This window comes from Tardiphaga sp. P9-11 (assembly GCF_008329525.1).
GTDB lineage: Bacteria > Pseudomonadota > Alphaproteobacteria > Rhizobiales > Xanthobacteraceae > Tardiphaga.
On record NZ_NPKQ01000002.1, the window covers coordinates 1,078,607 to 1,094,555 of the forward strand.

At 62.0% G+C, this 15,949-nt stretch carries 12 protein-coding genes; 6 read left to right on the forward strand and 6 right to left on the reverse strand.

Translation table 11 applies throughout. The features are described from left to right. Positions 1–131 precede the first annotated feature (131 nt). Entirely contained in the window at positions 132–1,454 is a 1,323-nt protein-coding gene (locus tag CIW50_RS11450) for a dicarboxylate/amino acid:cation symporter (protein WP_149531326.1), read from the forward strand. 67 nt (positions 1,455–1,521) lie between these two features. Here the strand turns inward: CIW50_RS11450 and CIW50_RS11455 are convergent, their stop codons facing one another. The 4 genes from CIW50_RS11455 to CIW50_RS11470 form a co-directional block, all read right to left on the reverse strand. Then, positions 1,522–2,589 carry an alcohol dehydrogenase gene (locus CIW50_RS11455; protein ID WP_149531327.1) on the reverse strand — a complete coding sequence of 356 codons (1,068 nt, stop codon included), beginning with the start codon at positions 2,587–2,589 and terminating at the stop codon, positions 1,522–1,524. Positions 2,590–2,708: 119 nt separating this feature from the next. Continuing rightward, complete coding sequence (locus CIW50_RS11460) at positions 2,709–5,036, reverse strand: xanthine dehydrogenase family protein molybdopterin-binding subunit (RefSeq protein ID WP_149531328.1); 2,328 nt, start codon at positions 5,034–5,036, stop codon at positions 2,709–2,711. Between the two features lie 143 nt (positions 5,037–5,179). Continuing rightward, the gene (locus CIW50_RS11465) at positions 5,180–6,055 is read right to left on the reverse strand and encodes a dihydrodipicolinate synthase family protein (RefSeq protein WP_149531329.1); all 876 of its coding nucleotides are present in this window, start codon (positions 6,053–6,055) and stop codon (positions 5,180–5,182) included. 4 nt (positions 6,056–6,059) lie between these two features. Then, complete coding sequence (locus CIW50_RS11470) at positions 6,060–7,328, reverse strand: allantoate amidohydrolase (RefSeq protein WP_149531330.1); 1,269 nt, start codon at positions 7,326–7,328, stop codon at positions 6,060–6,062. Positions 7,329–7,472: 144 nt separating this feature from the next. Here CIW50_RS11470 and CIW50_RS11475 point away from each other — a divergent pair, with 144 nt between their 5' ends. Further along, a complete protein-coding gene (locus CIW50_RS11475; RefSeq protein WP_149531331.1) occupies positions 7,473–7,973 on the forward strand; it encodes a nucleoside deaminase in 501 nt (166 codons plus the stop codon). Positions 7,974–8,077: 104 nt separating this feature from the next. Here the strand turns inward: CIW50_RS11475 and CIW50_RS11480 are convergent, their stop codons facing one another. After that, positions 8,078–9,124 carry a hypothetical protein gene (locus CIW50_RS11480; RefSeq protein WP_149531332.1) on the reverse strand — a complete coding sequence of 349 codons (1,047 nt, stop codon included), beginning with the start codon at positions 9,122–9,124 and terminating at the stop codon, positions 8,078–8,080. A gap of 592 nt (positions 9,125–9,716) precedes the next feature. Here CIW50_RS11480 and CIW50_RS11485 point away from each other — a divergent pair. From CIW50_RS11485 to CIW50_RS11500, 4 genes are read left to right on the forward strand one after another with little or no spacing between them, the layout of a single operon-like run. After that, a complete protein-coding gene (locus CIW50_RS11485) occupies positions 9,717–11,285 on the forward strand; it encodes an ABC transporter ATP-binding protein (protein ID WP_149531333.1) in 1,569 nt (522 codons plus the stop codon). Next, the gene (locus CIW50_RS11490) at positions 11,269–12,360 is read left to right on the forward strand and encodes an ABC transporter permease (protein WP_149531334.1); all 1,092 of its coding nucleotides are present in this window, start codon (positions 11,269–11,271) and stop codon (positions 12,358–12,360) included. The genes CIW50_RS11485 and CIW50_RS11490 overlap by 17 nt, the downstream gene beginning before the upstream one ends. Next, positions 12,347–13,264 carry an ABC transporter permease gene (locus CIW50_RS11495; protein WP_149531335.1) on the forward strand — a complete coding sequence of 306 codons (918 nt, stop codon included), beginning with the start codon at positions 12,347–12,349 and terminating at the stop codon, positions 13,262–13,264. The genes CIW50_RS11490 and CIW50_RS11495 overlap by 14 nt, the downstream gene beginning before the upstream one ends. Before the next feature lie 40 nt (positions 13,265–13,304). Next, complete coding sequence (locus CIW50_RS11500) at positions 13,305–14,396, forward strand: BMP family ABC transporter substrate-binding protein (protein ID WP_149531336.1); 1,092 nt, start codon at positions 13,305–13,307, stop codon at positions 14,394–14,396. 130 nt (positions 14,397–14,526) lie between these two features. Here the strand turns inward: CIW50_RS11500 and CIW50_RS11505 are convergent, their stop codons facing one another. Then, on the reverse strand, positions 14,527–15,876 hold the full coding sequence (locus CIW50_RS11505; protein WP_149531337.1) for an 8-oxoguanine deaminase: 1,350 nt from the start codon (positions 15,874–15,876) through the stop codon (positions 14,527–14,529). Positions 15,877–15,949: the final 73 nt, after the last annotated feature.

Here is a 15,949-nt window from a genome sequence, read left to right on the forward strand (position 1 = left end):
CGATCGGCTCGATTTCAATCCCCCTCGACGCGAAAAGAGCTCGCCGTAACCGCGGCGAGATTTTACGCATCTGCATCTAGCGGTGGCACGGTTGTTGCTGGAATATTCGTGAACCTCCGGGGGAACGAACCATGTCTACAGCTACGGTCACCGCCATCGAACCAATCCGCAAGCCTCTCTATCAGTCGCTCTTCGTGCAGGTGCTCGTCGCACTATTGCTCGGCATCGTACTTGGCATCGCCGTGCCGGACTTCGCCGTCGGCCTGAAGGTCTTCAGCGACGCCTTCCTCAAACTCATCTCCATGATTGTGGCCCCCATCGTGTTCTGTGTGGTGGTGCATGGGATTGCGGGTGCCGGCGACCTCAAGAAGGTCGGCAGGGTTGGCGTCAAGGCGCTGATCTACTTCGAGGTCATGACCACGCTGGCGCTCGTTGTCGGCCTGGCGCTGGCCTATCTGTTCGGCCCCGGCCACGGCATGAACATCAATCCCGCCTCGCTCGACGGCAAGGCACTCGCGACGGTCGCCGACAACGCTCACAAGCTGCAGGGCGGCGGCATCGGCAGCTTCCTGCTCAACATCATTCCGACCACCTCGTTCGACGCTCTGGCGCGCAATGACGTCCTCCAGGTGCTGTTCTTCGCCATCCTCTTCGGCATCAGCCTGGCGCTGGTCGGCGGCGAGAAAGGCGAGCGCATCTCGAGTTTCATCGAAGCCGTGTCGACCGTTCTGTTCCGCGCCATGGGATTGATCGTTCGCCTCGCCCCGATCGGCGTACTTGGCGCCGTGGCCTATACCGTCGGCCGCTACGGTGTCGGATCGCTGAAGCAGCTCGTCTCGCTGGTGGTGCTGTTCTATGTCTCGGTCGCGATCTTCGTATTCGGCATACTCGGCGGTGTGATGGCGCTGGCCGGACTTAACATCATCAAGTTCCTGAACTACCTGCGCGAGGAGCTCACCATCGTGCTCGCCACCGCGTCATCGGATGCAGTGCTGCCGCAGATCATGCGCAAGCTCGAACGGCTCGGCGTCAAGGACAACGTGGTCGGCCTCGTCATCCCGACCGGATATTCGTTCAATCTCGACGCGTTCTCGATCTATCTGACGCTGGCCGTCGTGTTCATCGCGCAGGCGACAAATACACCACTGTCCTTCGGCGATCTCATGCTGGTGCTGGGCGTCTCGCTGGTGACGTCGAAGGGCGCCCACGGCGTACCGGGCTCAGCGATCGTGATCCTTGCCGCAACGCTGAATGCCGTGCCGAGCATTCCCGCTATCGGCCTCGTGCTGGTGCTGTCGGTGGACTGGTTCATCGGCATGGCCCGCGCGCTGGGCAACCTGATCGGCAACTGCGTTGCCACCGTGGTGGTCGGCGCATGGGAAGGCGATCTCGACCGCGCCAAGGCGAAGCGTGTGTTGGATGGTGAAGAGCTCGTGGATGTAACGGCCGGCTAATTGCCTTCGGGACAAAAAAGAAGCGGCCCGAAGGCCGCTTCTCGATGTCAGAACGAATGCTTCAAGCTTATGCCGGCGTGAGGATCGCGCGGCCGACCAGCTTGCCGTCTTTCAGGTCGTTCAGCGCGGCATTGGCCTTTGCGAGCGGCATAGGGGTCGTCGGGATCGGCTGCACTTTCTTGGTGCGCACCAGCTCCAGCAATTCCTTGGTCTCGCGGAGATTGCCGACATAGCTGCCCTGGATGGTCAGCGCCTTCATGGCGATCAACGGCAGCGCCCAGGTGGCGCCGCCACCGAACAGGCCAACCATGATCAGCTTGCCGCCCTTGGAGAGCACGTCGAAGCCGAGCTGCGTGGTCTGCGCATTGCCGACAAGGTCGATCACCGACAGGATCGGCTGACCTGCCGCCTGCGAGAGCTGCGCCAGCGCGTCGGGCGCATTGCCATCCACGGCTGCGAGCGCGCCGGCCGTCATCGCCGCTTCGCGCTTCTTGGCATCGATATCGACAACGATGGCGCCCTTGCCGCCCATCGCCTTCAACAATTCAAGCGCCATCAGGCCGAGGCCGCCAGCGCCGAAGATCACGATCGGATTGCCGAGATCGCTCTCGATCTTCTTCAGCGCGCTATAGGTGGTGACGCCCGAGCAGGCGTAAGGCGCGGCGATGACCGGATCCATGCCTTTGAGGTCGATCAGATAGCGCGGATGCGGCACAAGCAGGTGGTCCGAATAACCACCATCGCAATGCACGCCGAGACAGCGCGGCGCGAGGCAGAGATTCTCGTCGCCAGCAAGACAGACCGCGCATTTGCCGCAGCCGATCCATGGATAGGCCAGTGCGATATCGCCGATCTTGACGCCACCGGCTTCCTGCTGCGCATCCGGACCAAAGGCAATGACTTCGCCGACGGTCTCATGGCCCATGGTGCGCGGCAGCGTGATGCCACGGTCCTTCAATGACAGCTTCTTGCGGCCGTGGCCGAGTTCATAGCCACCTTCCCATATGTGCAGGTCGCTATGGCAGACGCCGGCGGCCTTCACGCGGATCAGCACCTGCGTGCCGGTCGGCTGCGGGGTCTGCTCGTCGACCTCGCCGAGCGGCTCGTTGAACTCGAGGACCTTGAAGCTCTTCATTGTGTTTCTCTCCCGGTTGAAGTTTCTTGTTATCCGCAGGATGGGTAAAAGCGAAACCCATCGCATACAACCCGATCATGATGAGTTTCGCGACGAGGCTCTACCCATCCTGCAGGGTCTCAGCCATGCGTTGCGCTTGCGCTCCTGATCGCTTCCCACACCTTGATGGGTGATAGCGGCGTGTTGAGCTGCTTGATCCCGAGTGGTTCGAGCGCATCGAGAACGCCATTGACGATGCAGGGCGGACCACCGATCGCACCGGACTCACCGCAGCCTTTCGATCCCAATGGATTGGTGACGCAAGGTGCGGAACCGTCCAGTGTCACTGACAGCAGCGGCAAGTCACCCGCGCGCGGAATGCAATAATCCTGATAGCTGGCGGTGATGAGCTGGCCGTCCTCGTCGTAATGAACGTTCTCGAACAGCGCCTGACCGATACCTTGCGCCACGCCACCGTGGATCTGGCCGGTCACCAGCATCGGATTCACCGCCACGCCGACATCGTCGACCGTGGTGTAGCGAACCACATTGGTGATGCCGGTCTCGGGATCGATCTCGACCTCGCAGATATGCGTGCCATTCGGCCAGGTCGGGCCATCCGCCACGCCGGTCGACTCGACGCTGAACTGCTCGCCGTCTTCGGCTTTGGCGATCTCGAACAGGCCAACGCGCTTGTCGGTGCCGACCACCGTGAGGAAGCCCGCGGAGTACTCGATATCCTCGACCGAGGCTTCGAGCATGTTGGCCGCTTTCTCGCGCGCCTTGGCGATCATGTCGGCGGCTGACACCACCGCAGCAGTGCCGCCAACGAATAGCGACCGCGAACCGACACTGCCCATGCCGACGATCACATCGGTATCGCCCTGGATCACATCGATCTTGTCGATGCCAATGCCAAGGGCTTCAGAGACGAGCTGCGAATAGGCGGTCTGCAGGCCCTGCCCCATCGCCTGTGTTCCGGAATGCAGGATGACGCGGCCGTTGGCCGTCGCGCGCAGACTGACCTTCTCGGTAGTGCCCGGACCACCCGTCCATTCAATGTAGCTGGTCAACCCGCGGCCGTAGAGAAGGCCCTTCTTCTTCGCCGCTTTCTTGCGCGCGGCGAAGCCGTCCCAGTCCGACAATTCGGTGGCGCGATCGAGCATGTGCGCGAAAGCGCCGCTGTCATAGGTCTGACCAACGGCGTTCTTGTAAGGAAACTGCGTCGGCTTGATGTAGTTCACCTTGCGGATGGCGCGTGGATCCATGCCGATCTGGCGGGCCGCAGCATCCATCAGACGCTCGATGATAAAGACAGCTTCCGGTCGCCCGGCGCCGCGATAGGCGCCCACCGGCGCTGTGTTCGTGATCACCGCCTTGATGTCGTAATGCACAAGTTGCAGATCATAGACGCCTGTCTGTACGAATGGACCGAGCACCAGCGGAATGATGATCGCAGTGCCAGACATGTAGGCGCCGGTGCCGCCGATCGATCGCACCCGATAGGCCTGAATGCGCCCCTTGGCATCGAGCGCAATTTCCGCCGTCGATGTCAGGTCGCGGCCATGGGTGCCGCCGACAAAGTCGTCGGTGCGGTCGCCGCGCCAGCGGATGGTACGGCCGAACTTCACGGCCGCGTAAGCAACAATGCCGTCTTCCGGATACAGGCTCGTCTTCTGGCCGAACCCGCCGCCGATGTCGCCGACGACCACGCGGATACTGTCCTTCGGACGCTTCAGAATCGAGTCAGCCAGGATATCGCGGGTCGATGCCGGGGTCTGCGACTGCACGTACAGAGTCAGCTTACCGGACTTCTTGTCGACTTCAGCGATGGTCGAGCGCGGCTCCATGGCCGATGGCACGAGGCGCTGGCTCACGATGTCCAGCGACACCGTATGCTTGGCAGCGGCAAAAGCAGCTTCCACTTTGGCAGGATCGCCATAGCTGGTGGCTGCGACGATATTGTCGGGTGCATCCGGCCAAACCACCGCCGCACCGGGCTTCGTCGCCTCGACGGGATCAACCACCGCAGGCAGGACGTCATAGCTGATGTCGATCGCCTCGGCCGCGAGCTGGGCAGCAGCGCGCGACGTGGCGACGATCGCTGCCACCGCTTCGCCGGCGAACCGCACGACCTCATGCGCGAGCAGCCGGCGCGGCGGAAAGGTCGCCGCGGAGCCATCAGGACGCTTGAAGATCGGCAGCGTCGGCAGCGTGCCGACATCGTCGGTCACGAGGTCCGCGCCTGTGTAGATCGCCTCGACACCGGGCATCGCCTTGGCGGCGGTGACGTCGATGGCGGAGATCTTCGCATGGGCATGCGGCGAGCGCAGCAGATGCAGCCAGAGCGCGCCGTCTTCCGGCTTGTCGTCGATGAATTTGCCCTGCCCGGTGAGAAGTCTTTGATCTTCGAGACGCTTGGGAGAAAGACCCGCGCCGAAGCGCATATTGCCGGGCAGAATGTTCATCAGACGTCCTTCAGGTGCAAACTGGCTGGAGCCGTTCTAGCCCAGAAATACCGCGTGAGCCAACAGGCCAGCCGCACAAGGTTGAGCGACGGAATGGGCATACCGGGACTGCCTTTTTGCACGTCCTGTTGCCGACAGATCGATCAGCCGACATCCCGCAAGACGGCCTCGATCACCTTGCGCTCGTCCTCGGTCAGAGCCGGCTGCGGGGCCACAGGATCGCCGACCTCATAGCCCTGGATCGCGAGGCCGGTTTTGATGCAAGCCGCCAGATTATAGCGCGCAAAGGCCTCGTTGAGCCGCCACAGCCGCCGCTGCAAGACCATGGCTTCGTCCCAGCGACGCGCCTTGCATAGATTGTAGAGTTCGACGCTCTGCTTCGGCACGACGCAGGCCGGGCCCGCCATCCAACCGACGCCACCGATCAGCATGACGGCTGACGGAATATGCGCCGAGGCGGCAAACACTTTCAGTTTGTCGCCGCAGCGGTTGATGATCGACAACAGCCGGCCGGTATTGGTGGAGGCATCCTTGATATACTGGATGCGCGGATGTTCGGCGAGCCGCGCCACAACGTCGAGCGTCAGATCCGAACGTTGGAATTGCGGATTGGTGTAGATCACCACGGGAATATCGACGGCATCGGCGATGGCGCGGAAGTAAGATTCGATCTGCGCATCCTTGAGCGGGAAATACGCTTCGAGGATCGCCAGAATGCCGTTGGCACCGAGCTTTTGATACGACTTCGCCTGCGCCACCGCATCCGCCGTCGACGTCGAGGCAACGCCCGCCACCACCGGCACGCGTCCGCTTGCAGCATCGATCGTGGCCTGCACCACCGTCCTGCGCTGCTCGCGGTTGAGATAGGCGAATTCGCCGGTCGAGCCGAGCGGCGTCAGGCCATGCACACCTGAAGTGATGAGATCGCCGCACAGGCGGCCCAGCACATCGGTGCGGATACGCCCCTCGGCGTCAGCCGGCGAAACCAGATAGGGAAAGACGCCGTGGAAATCTGCCATCGCTTTAGGCCTTCAGCTTGAAATTCTCGATCACGCGCAGCAGCACGCGCGCACCGACTTCGACATCGGCATCATCGACATGCTCAGCAGGATTGTGGCTGATGCCGCCGCGACACCGCACGAACAGCATCGCCACATCGGCAATGTCGGTCATCGCCATGCCGTCATGGCCGGCCCCGCTCGGCAGCTCGAACGCGCGATAGCCCTCGGCAGTAATTGCATCGGCGATCTGCTTCTGCAGCCAGGGTGCGCAGGGCACCGTACGGTTCTCATGGGTGATGTTGATCTGCAGATCGAGCTTGCGTTGTTTGGCGATGGACTCGATCTCGCGCACCATGTCCGTGATCGCGAGCTTGCGATAGGAATCCTTCGGCGATCGGATGTCCATGGTGAATGATACCAGCCCCGGAATGACATTGGTCGCACCCGGCATCGCATTGATATAACCGACGGTGCCGACAAGACCGCCGCGATCCGACTGGCAGAACTCCTCGATCGCAACGATGCATTCGGCAGCGCCCACCAGCGCATCGCGCCGCATCGCCATGGGTACGGTGCCCGCATGACCGGCCATGCCATGCAACTCAACGGCAAGCCGCGTAGCACCCGAAATGGCCGTCACGACACCAACCGGTAACTTCTGCGCTTCGAGTACCGGTCCCTGCTCGATATGCAATTCGAGATAGGCCAGCACTTCGCCAGGTGCGCGCGCTGCGGCGCCGATGTGATCGGGATCGAGGCCGAAGGTGATCATCGCCTCGCGCATCGAGATGCCCGCTTTGTCGCGGCCGCCAAGCACACTCTCGACAAAAGTCCCGGCCACCGCGCGGCTGCCGAGCAGCGTCGAGGCGAAGCGCACGCCCTCCTCGTCGGCAAAGGCGGCGATCTCGATGGCGAAGGGCAAACGAAGGCCACGGCGATTGAGATCGCCGACGCAGGAAATTGCCGTGATGACCCCGAGCGGCCCGTCCCATCGGCCCGCATCGCGCACGGTGTCGTAATGGGAGCCGAGCATCAGGCACGGCAGGCCGGGCCGGTCGCCTTCATAGCGTCCGCAGACATTGCCGATGGCATCGACACGCGCCCGCATACCGGCCGCCTGCATCCAGCCAATGATCAGTTCGGCGGCAGCACGATGTTCCGGTGTAAGGAATATTCGCGTGATGTTGTCCGGTGCTTCTGAAATAGCAGCCAGCGCATTGATGCGTTCGACAATCTCGCCGCCGAGCGATTGGCCGGAAGCTCCGGCGACTTTCTCTTCCATCGCAATCATGCTTCTTTGTTCAGACCACAGGCCGGGCTGGGACTTGAATGATCCAGCTCGTAAATACTAATGCGGCCGGCAGGCCAAAGCGAATCCGCGTTTGACCTCGCGGGAAACTAGCAGATTTCGACGCACCGACGACAGGAGCCCCTGATGCCAAAGCAAGACTCGCCGAGCAGGGATGAGGCTTTTCTCAGGCTTTCTTTCGACGCTGCGCGCAAAGCCATGGAGCGCGGCAACCATCCGTTCGGCGCGATCCTGGTCGATGCGCACGGCAAGGTCCTGATGGAAGCCGGTAACGCCTTCATGCCCTCCCATGACGGCACCGCCCATGCAGAACGGCTGCTCTGCAGCGAAGCCTCGATTGCCTATGACGAGACCGAGTTGAAGACCTTCACGCTGTATTCATCGGCAGAACCCTGCGCCATGTGCGCCGGAGCGATCTATTGGGTCGGCCTTGGACGGCTCGTTTATGGGCTCGGCGAAGGAAGGCTCAAGGCGATCACCGGCGACCATCCGGAAAATCCCACGCTGGATTTGCCGTGCCGCACCGTGTTTGCAGCAGGACAGAAGAGCATCGAGGTCGTCGGACCACTGCTGGAAGACGAGGCAGCCGCGCAACACGAAAATTTCTGGGCGCAGCCGCGCGAGTAGCACGCTCGGAAGGTCCTGCGAAAAGCTGATGGCGCCGCGAAGGCATCGCGACGCCATCTGCATGAAGACTTGCTTTGGACGACTTGTCCGGAAGTCAGCTCACATCAGAACTTGACGGTGATGCCTGAATACAGCGAGTCTTCGCGGCAGGAGCCCGGCGCGAAGGTGGTGCAAGGCAGGCTGGCATTCTCGTCGAGGCCGAACTTGTTCCGCCAGAGCCGATAAGCCACCCACACATCGACATTGTGGGTGTATTTCGGTCCCCAGATCGCCTTGCTGGCGTCGAAGGTCAGACGGATCGGCTCGGCATTGATTTCCATCTTTGTCTGGGTGCCGATGATCTGGCCGTTCTCCGAACCCTTCGCCCCGTAGAAGCCCGCGCGGCCGCTGATCGCGAAATAGTCCATGCTTGGCGGCAGGAAGCCGAGGTCCATGTAGTAGTTGATTTCGACGGCCCAGGTCGGATTGAACTGGCGATTGCCGTCGATGTTGCAGGACACGCCGGGAATCTGGCCAGGAGCGCCGGCATAACCGCACTGCGTGAACGTGCTGCGATTGGCGAATTCGTAGTAGAGCAGCGGATTGACGTTGATGAAGCCCTTGTAGGGCAGGTCGAAGGCAAACTGCAGACCGGTAACGACGTCGCGCTTGGATGCGGAGAAGAACCGGTTTTCAGTGCTGCCATCCGCGCCGATGACGAACGACACGTTGCGCAACGGGCCCATCGAGAAGGCCTTGGTGTTGAAGACCTCGTTGAAGCCGATCGTGCTACGGATGAGGCCGTAGATTTCGGTCGCACCTTCGCAACCGGTTATCGGACGCAGCGGATCGGCGCACGGATTAGCCGGGCTGTCCTTGCCCGCCTTTTCAAGGCCGATGTTGAAGAAGTTGGTGCCGTAGGTCCACACGTCGAAATGGGTGAAGGCGAAGACCTGCTTGGTGGTCTTGGCAGTGACGCCGGGATCGACCGCCCCCCACTGATAGGCATAGGTGAAGCGGTTATCGATCAGCAGGAAGAACGGCAGATCCGGGATCGGCTTTGCCTTGACCGGCATAGATGCCATGTCGGCGGCGCCTGCCGAACCTGTCGGCGCCATGGCTGTTAGCGACAGCAACGTCGCGGCTGCGATTGCTCGGAAACGATTGGCCATTGGAATTACCCCCACCTGTTGACAATGATTGCGTGCCTCTCGCGCGAGAGTTGTTGCAATCAGTCCGGGTGAGAAGCCTCAACTTTTTCCAATAGTTGCCGCGGATTTCATCATGGATGCCCAATGAAATCAGTATTTTATACTTGAAGCATCGTGTTTTCGGAGCGGTGAAACGACGCCATGGCGGCTCATGCGAGACACGCGCTTAGCGGCTGTAAAGATTGGCATTTCGCGACGTTCTGTCGCAGGTTTTCGACCGAAGCTCCGACGGTGAAATCACACCGTGTTTCTGTGTTTGCACCGCAAGAAAATCACTGCCCAACTTCTCAACACACGAGAAAATCCAGGTCTCGAATTCGTCGCACGTGTACCAGAACTGCAACACTTCAGGACAAGTATACAATGCGAAAGTCGAATAAACTTCATTCAATCAATAAAAAACCGAACCCAACGCGATTGCGTCGGCAAGAATCGCCCAAGAAAGCGATCCAGTCCAAAAATAAGGCAGACGCTGGCGCTTATTCGAGATTTACGCTGCATTCCAATCCGGCACACACTTGCCGCAAACCTCCTTTTCACGCGTGAGTAGCGAATGTTGGATTCGGGATCGGGACACGCGCGTTCGGGGGCAGCCCTTCTGCAGACCATCGGTCTGACCAAGCGCTATGGCAGCTTCCTTGCCAATGACGCCATAGACATTGCCATCCGCCCGCAGGAAATCCACGCGCTGCTTGGCGAAAACGGCGCCGGCAAATCCACGCTCGTCAAAACGATCTACGGCCTAATCCAGCCGAGCGAAGGCGACATGCTTTGGCAGGGCGAGAAGATGGTGCTCGCCGGCCCTCATGATGCGCGCGCGCGCGGCATCGGCATGGTGTTCCAGCATTTTTCGCTGTTCGACAATCTGACCGTCGCCGAGAACGTTGCCCTTGGTCTCGACGGCAAGGAATCCTTCAAGGCGATGTCGGCGCGGCTCGAGCAGGTGTCGCAGCAATATGGGCTGCCGCTCGATCCCAAGCGCGAGGTCTGGCAGCTCTCCGTCGGCGAGCGCCAGCGCATCGAGATCGTGCGCGTGCTCATGCAGAATCCGAAATTCCTGATCCTCGACGAGCCAACGGCCGTGCTGACGCCGCAGGAAGCCGATCAGCTCTTCGTCGTGCTGGAACGCCTGAAGTCGGAAGGCCGTGCGATCCTTTACATCAGCCACAAGCTCGACGAGGTGAAGCGGCTCTGCGACACCGCCACCATCCTGCGCGGCGGCAAGAAGATCTCGACCTGTCTGCCGCGCGAAGAAACCGCAGCGTCGCTGGCCCGGATGATGGTCGGCACCGAGATCAAGCAGGTGAAAGCTGCCGCCCACCGGCAAACCACGGTGCCGCGGCTCGTGGTCAACGATCTCAGCCTCGCGCCCGACGAACCACATGGCGTGCATCTCAAGAACATCTCGCTCGAACTCAAGGGCGGCGAAATCCTCGGGATCGCAGGAGTCGCCGGCAACGGACAGGATGAATTCTTCGCGGCACTCTCTGGCGAGCGTCTCGCCAAGGATCCCGGCACCATTGTGATCGATGGTCACGCCGCCGGGCATCTGTCGATTACCGCACGCCGCAAGCTTGGTGCGGCCTTCGTGCCCGAGGAACGGCTCGGCCACGGCACTGCGCCACGCATGAGATTGTCGGAAAACGCGCTGCTCACCGGCCACGCCGCGTCAGGCATGGTGCACAACGGTTTCATCAATACGGCGGCAACGCTCGCGACCGTCGATCGCGCCACAGAGAGTTTCGACGTCCGCAAGGCCAAGCGCGATCCGGAAGCCGCTAGTCTCTCCGGCGGCAATCTGCAGAAATTCATCGTCGGCCGCGAGATCCTGCGCAATCCCATCGTGCTCGTGGTCAGCCAGCCGACATGGGGCGTCGATGCCGGCGCTGCCGCTGTGATCCGTCAAGCGCTGCTTGATCTCGCCGCTGCGGGCGCTGCCATCCTCGTCACCAGTCAGGACCTTGACGAACTCGCTGAGATCGCCGACCGCATCGCTGTGATGTTCCACGGTCATTTGTCCGAGCCACTGATGACAGCCGATGCCGACAGGGAAACGCTGGGCTTGCTGATGGGCGGCAGCGCACTCACGCCAAAGGACGTGCCCGATGCAGTTGGTGCTTGAGAAGCGCGCGGAGCGATCGACCGTCATCGCGCTGGTATCGCCTGTTATCGCCATCGGGCTGACCATCGTGACCATGAGCATCCTGTTCGTGATCATCGGCAAGAATCCGATCGCGGCGCTCAACGTCTATTTCATCACGCCGCTCACCGACGCCTATTCGCTGCAGGAGCTTGCGGTGAAAGCAGCACCGCTGGTGATGATCGCCATCGGCCTCTCGCTCTGTTATCTCGCCAATGTCTGGAATATCGGCGCCGAGGGACAATTCCTCGTCGGCGCCGTTGCCGGCAGCTGGCTCGCGGTGAAGACCCACGGCACCGATGCCGGCGCCTGGGTGCTGCCAGCGATGATGCTGCTCGGTGCCATGGCGGGAGCGCTCTACGCCCTGATCCCGGCCTTCTGCAAGGTGCGGTTCGGCGCCAGCGAAATTCTGGTCAGCCTGATGCTGGTCTATGTGGCCGACCTGCTGCTCGACTATCTCGTCCGCGGCCCATGGCGCGATCCCGCCGGCTTCAACTTCCCCACCACCGCCGAATTCGATCCAGTCGCCACCGTGCCGTTGCTGTTCGAGGGCGGACGGCTGCATCTCGGCGCAGCCATCGCGCTGGTGATCGTGATTGGCGCGGCCGTCCTGCTCGGCCGCACCATCAAGGGCTTTGAAATCCGCGTGGTCGGCGCTGCACCGCGCGCGGCGCGCTTCGGCGGCTTCTCGTCGAACCAGCTGGTGCTGCTGACTTTCGCGATCTCCGGCGCGCTGGCCGGCCTCGCGGGCATCATCGAGGTCGCCGGCCCCGTCGGTCATCTGCAGCCCGGCATCTCGCCCGGCTATGGCTTCACCGCGATCATCGTTGCATTTCTCGGACGGCTCAACCCGGTTGGAATACTAATTGCAGGGCTTTTCCTGGCGTTGACATTCATCGGCGGGGAGCAAGCGCAGATCGCCATGAAGATCCCACTCGATATCACCAAGGTGTTTCAGGGCATCCTGCTGTTCTATGTGCTCGCCTGCGACAGCCTGATCCTGTACCGGATCAAACTTATCATGCCGCAGCGGAAGGTCGCCGATGGAGCTACTTGAGGCCATCATCCTTGCCGTGCTCGCGGCCTCGACACCGCTGCTGCTCGCCGCCTCCGGCGAGCTGCTGGTGGAGCGCGCCGGTGTACTCAATCTCGGCGTCGAAGGCATGATGATCGTCGGCGCCGCCTGCGGCTTTGCCGGCGCCTGGGCCACCGGCTCGACCTTCATCGGGGCGCTGTGCGGGATCTTTGCAGGTGTCGCGCTCTCATTGGTATTTGCACTGATGACGCTTGGCCTCGCCGTCAATCAGGTCGCCACCGGCCTGGCGCTCACGATCCTGGGCGTTGGAGTCTCCGGCCTGATCGGCGCCGGCTTCGTCGGTGAACGCATCAGCACCGCGCCGCGTCTGTACATTCCCGGCCTGACCACACTCCCCTTCGTCGGCAAGATCCTGTTCGGCGAAGATGCCTTCGTCTATGTCTCGCTCGCGCTGGTCATCGCGATTTGGTACTTCCTCTATCGCACCCGCGCCGGGCTGATCCTGCGCGCCATCGGCGACAATCACGTCTCGGCGCATGCGCTCGGTTATCCCGTGCTCAAGATCCGCATGTTCGCCGTGATGTTCGGCGGCGGATGCGCAGGTCTGGCCGGCGCCTATCTCCCCCTCGCCTACACGCCGTTCTTCGTGCCCGGTATGACTGCCGGCCGCGGCTGGATCGCGCTGGCGCTGGTGGTGTTCGCCTCGTGGCTGCCGGGCCGGCTCGTGATCGGCGCCTATCTGTTCGGCGCGGTCTCGATCTTGCAACTGCATGCGCAAGGTTGGGGCGTCGGCGTGCCCTCGCAACTGATGTCCGCACTGCCCTATCTCGCAACCGTTATCGTGCTGGTACTGATCTCGCGTACCCGCAGCGGTGGCTCCACCGCACCAGCGGCATTGGGCACGGTTTTCGTACCGGATCGCTAAAGAAATTCTCGCAAGACCATCTCGCAAACAGGAGACGCGTATGAACAGGAAAGCACTTGCAGCCGCCGCCCTACTGCTGGCCACCGGCCTTGGCCTTGATCTCGGATTGGGTGCGGCCGTCGCTGCCGACAAGCTGAAAGTCGGCTTCGTCTATATCGGCCCGGTCGGCGATTTCGGCTGGACCTATCAGCACGAAGTCGGCCGCCAGATGCTCGTCAAGGAATTCGGCGACAAGATCGAGACCACCTATCTCGAAAACGTCAGCGAAGGCCCCGACTCGGAGCGTTCCATCGAACAGCTCGCCCGTGCCGGCAACCAGCTCATCTTCACCACATCGTTCGGCTATATGGATCCAACGCTGAAGGTCGCCAAGCGCCATCCCAAGGTGATGTTCGAACATGCCACCGGCTTCAAACGCGACAAGAACATGTCGAGTTATTCCGGCCGCTTCTTTGAAGGCCGCTACATCCAGGGCCTGATCGCCGCCAAGATGTCGAAGAAGGGCGTGTTGGGCTATATCGGCTCGTTCCCGATCCCGGAAGTGATCTCCGGCATCAATGCCACCATGCTGGCGGCGCAGAAGATCAATCCTGACATCAAGATCAAGATCATCTGGGTCAACACCTGGTTCGATCCCGGCAAGGAAGCCGACGCCGCCAAGGCGCTGCTCGATCAGGGCGCCGACGTGATCATGCAGCACACGGACTCGCCGGCGGCCATGCAGGTCGCTTCCGAACGCGGTGCCCTCGCCTTCGGTCAGGACTCCGACATGATCAAGTTCGGCCCGAAGACGCAGCTCACCGCGGTCACCAACAACTGGGGTCCGTACTACGTCGAACGCGTCAAGGCCGCGCTCGACGGCACCTGGAAGTCGGAAGACACCTGGGCGGGCCTGAAGGACAAGATGGTGGTGATGGCGCCCTACACCAACATGCCGGACGACGTGAAGAAGATGGCGATGGACACCGAAGCCGCCATCATCGCCGGCACGCTGAAGCCGTTCAAATGCCCGATCATGGGCCAGGATGGCAAGGAAGTGGAATGCAAGGGCGGCGACGCGCTGGACCCCGGCCAGGTGCTCGGCATGAACTTCTACGTGAAGGGCATCGACGACAAGATTCCGGGGAAGTAAGCCATCGTCATTCCGGGGCGCGCTCTTGCGCGAACCCGGAATCCCGAAATGGGATGAACACTTCGAGGTTCCGGGTTTGTGTCCGGCAAGCGCCGGCCACGCCCCGGAACGACACGCATCGAGCCATCGCCTACCCAGCCTGCATCTTCTTCGCAGCGGCGCTGTGCCGGCGAATGAGATCGCCAACGTCCACCCCCGGGATCGCACCGTCGATCACACGCCACGCACCGCCCACCATCACCCGATCTGCACGATGCGCGCCGCACAGCACGAGCGCGGCCAGGGGATCGCCATGGCCGGAGAAGCGCAGCTCGTCGAGTTTGAACAGCGCCAGATCCGCCATCCTGCCGACGGCGATCTCGCCGAGCTCCGGCCGCCCCACGCAGGCCGCTGAACCCTTCGTCGCCCAGCGCAGCGCATCCTTGTGACTGACACGCCCGACGCCGTAACGCGCCCGCTGCAGCAGAAATGCCGCGCGCACTTCCTGCATCAGATTAGATCCGTCATTCGACGCGGAGCCGTCGACACCGAGGCCGATACCGACGCCCGCGTCTTCCATCTCGCAGACAGGACAGCAGCCGGAGGCCAGAAGCTGGTTGCTGCAGGAGCAATGACTGATGGTGGTCCCGGCCTTGCCAAGCCGCACCATTTCGCCCGCATTGAAATGGATGCCATGGGCCAGCCAGGTGCGCCTGTTCAGCCAGCCGGTCTGTTCGAGATAGTCGAGCGGACGGCAGCCATAGATCTCCTCGCAATAACGGTTCTCGTCCTCGGTCTCGCCAAGATGCGTATGCAGCCGCACGTCGAGCTTGTCGGCCAGCGCCGCAGTCGAGGCCATCAGCGACGTCGTCACCGAAAACGGCGAACACGGCGCCAGTGCGATCTGCACCATGGCCTCTTCGCCGCGCTGGTGGAATTTCGCCACCACGCGCTCGCTATCGGCCAGGATCGTATCCTCGTCCTGCACCACACTGTCCGGGGGCAGACCGCCGTCTTTCACCGAGCGGTTCATCGATCCCCGCGTCAGCAGCACACGCATGCCGAGCCGCTGCGCCACCGCCACTTCGATATCGACGGATGCTTCGAGACCTGCGGGAAACACATAGTGGTGATCGGTGGTCGTGGTGCAGCCCGACAGCAGCAGTTCGGACATTGCCACACTGACGCCGAGATCGAGATTCTCGGGCGTCAGCCGCGCCCAGACCGGATAGAGCGCTTGCAGCCACGGAAACAACTCGCGATCCAGCGCCGCTGGCAAGGCGCGGGTCAGCGTCTGATAGAAATGATGATGCGTATTGATCAGCCCCGGCAGCACCACATGGGTGCTGGCATCGTAGGTCGCGATGTCCACCGTGGCCGGCTGGCCGCCGGCCGGCACCAGTTCGACAATGCGACCATTCTTGACGACAATGCCGCGCTCGGCACCCTCGGCGAAAATGCCGAGCGGATCCTTGATCCATGTGGCCTGCGTTTCCGACATAGCTCATCTCCTTCGGTCATGGGCCCGACCTTGCAATTCAGGGACCAGCCGCGAATACTTCGACTTGTTCTCA

Coding starts and splice junctions, on each gene's coding strand:
- CIW50_RS11450 (WP_149531326.1), top strand. CDS start 132: ATGTCTACAGCTACGGTCACCGCCATCGAACCAATCCGCAAGCCTCTC.
- CIW50_RS11455 (WP_149531327.1), bottom strand. CDS start 2,589: ATGAAGAGCTTCAAGGTCCTCGAGTTCAACGAGCCGCTCGGCGAGGTC.
- CIW50_RS11460 (WP_149531328.1), bottom strand. CDS start 5,036: ATGAACATTCTGCCCGGCAATATGCGCTTCGGCGCGGGTCTTTCTCCC.
- CIW50_RS11465 (WP_149531329.1), bottom strand. CDS start 6,055: ATGGCAGATTTCCACGGCGTCTTTCCCTATCTGGTTTCGCCGGCTGAC.
- CIW50_RS11470 (WP_149531330.1), bottom strand. CDS start 7,328: ATGATTGCGATGGAAGAGAAAGTCGCCGGAGCTTCCGGCCAATCGCTC.
- CIW50_RS11475 (WP_149531331.1), top strand. CDS start 7,473: ATGCCAAAGCAAGACTCGCCGAGCAGGGATGAGGCTTTTCTCAGGCTT.
- CIW50_RS11480 (WP_149531332.1), bottom strand. CDS start 9,124: ATGGCCAATCGTTTCCGAGCAATCGCAGCCGCGACGTTGCTGTCGCTA.
- CIW50_RS11485 (WP_149531333.1), top strand. CDS start 9,717: ATGTTGGATTCGGGATCGGGACACGCGCGTTCGGGGGCAGCCCTTCTG.
- CIW50_RS11490 (WP_149531334.1), top strand. CDS start 11,269: ATGCAGTTGGTGCTTGAGAAGCGCGCGGAGCGATCGACCGTCATCGCG.
- CIW50_RS11495 (WP_149531335.1), top strand. CDS start 12,347: ATGGAGCTACTTGAGGCCATCATCCTTGCCGTGCTCGCGGCCTCGACA.
- CIW50_RS11500 (WP_149531336.1), top strand. CDS start 13,305: ATGAACAGGAAAGCACTTGCAGCCGCCGCCCTACTGCTGGCCACCGGC.
- CIW50_RS11505 (WP_149531337.1), bottom strand. CDS start 15,876: ATGTCGGAAACGCAGGCCACATGGATCAAGGATCCGCTCGGCATTTTC.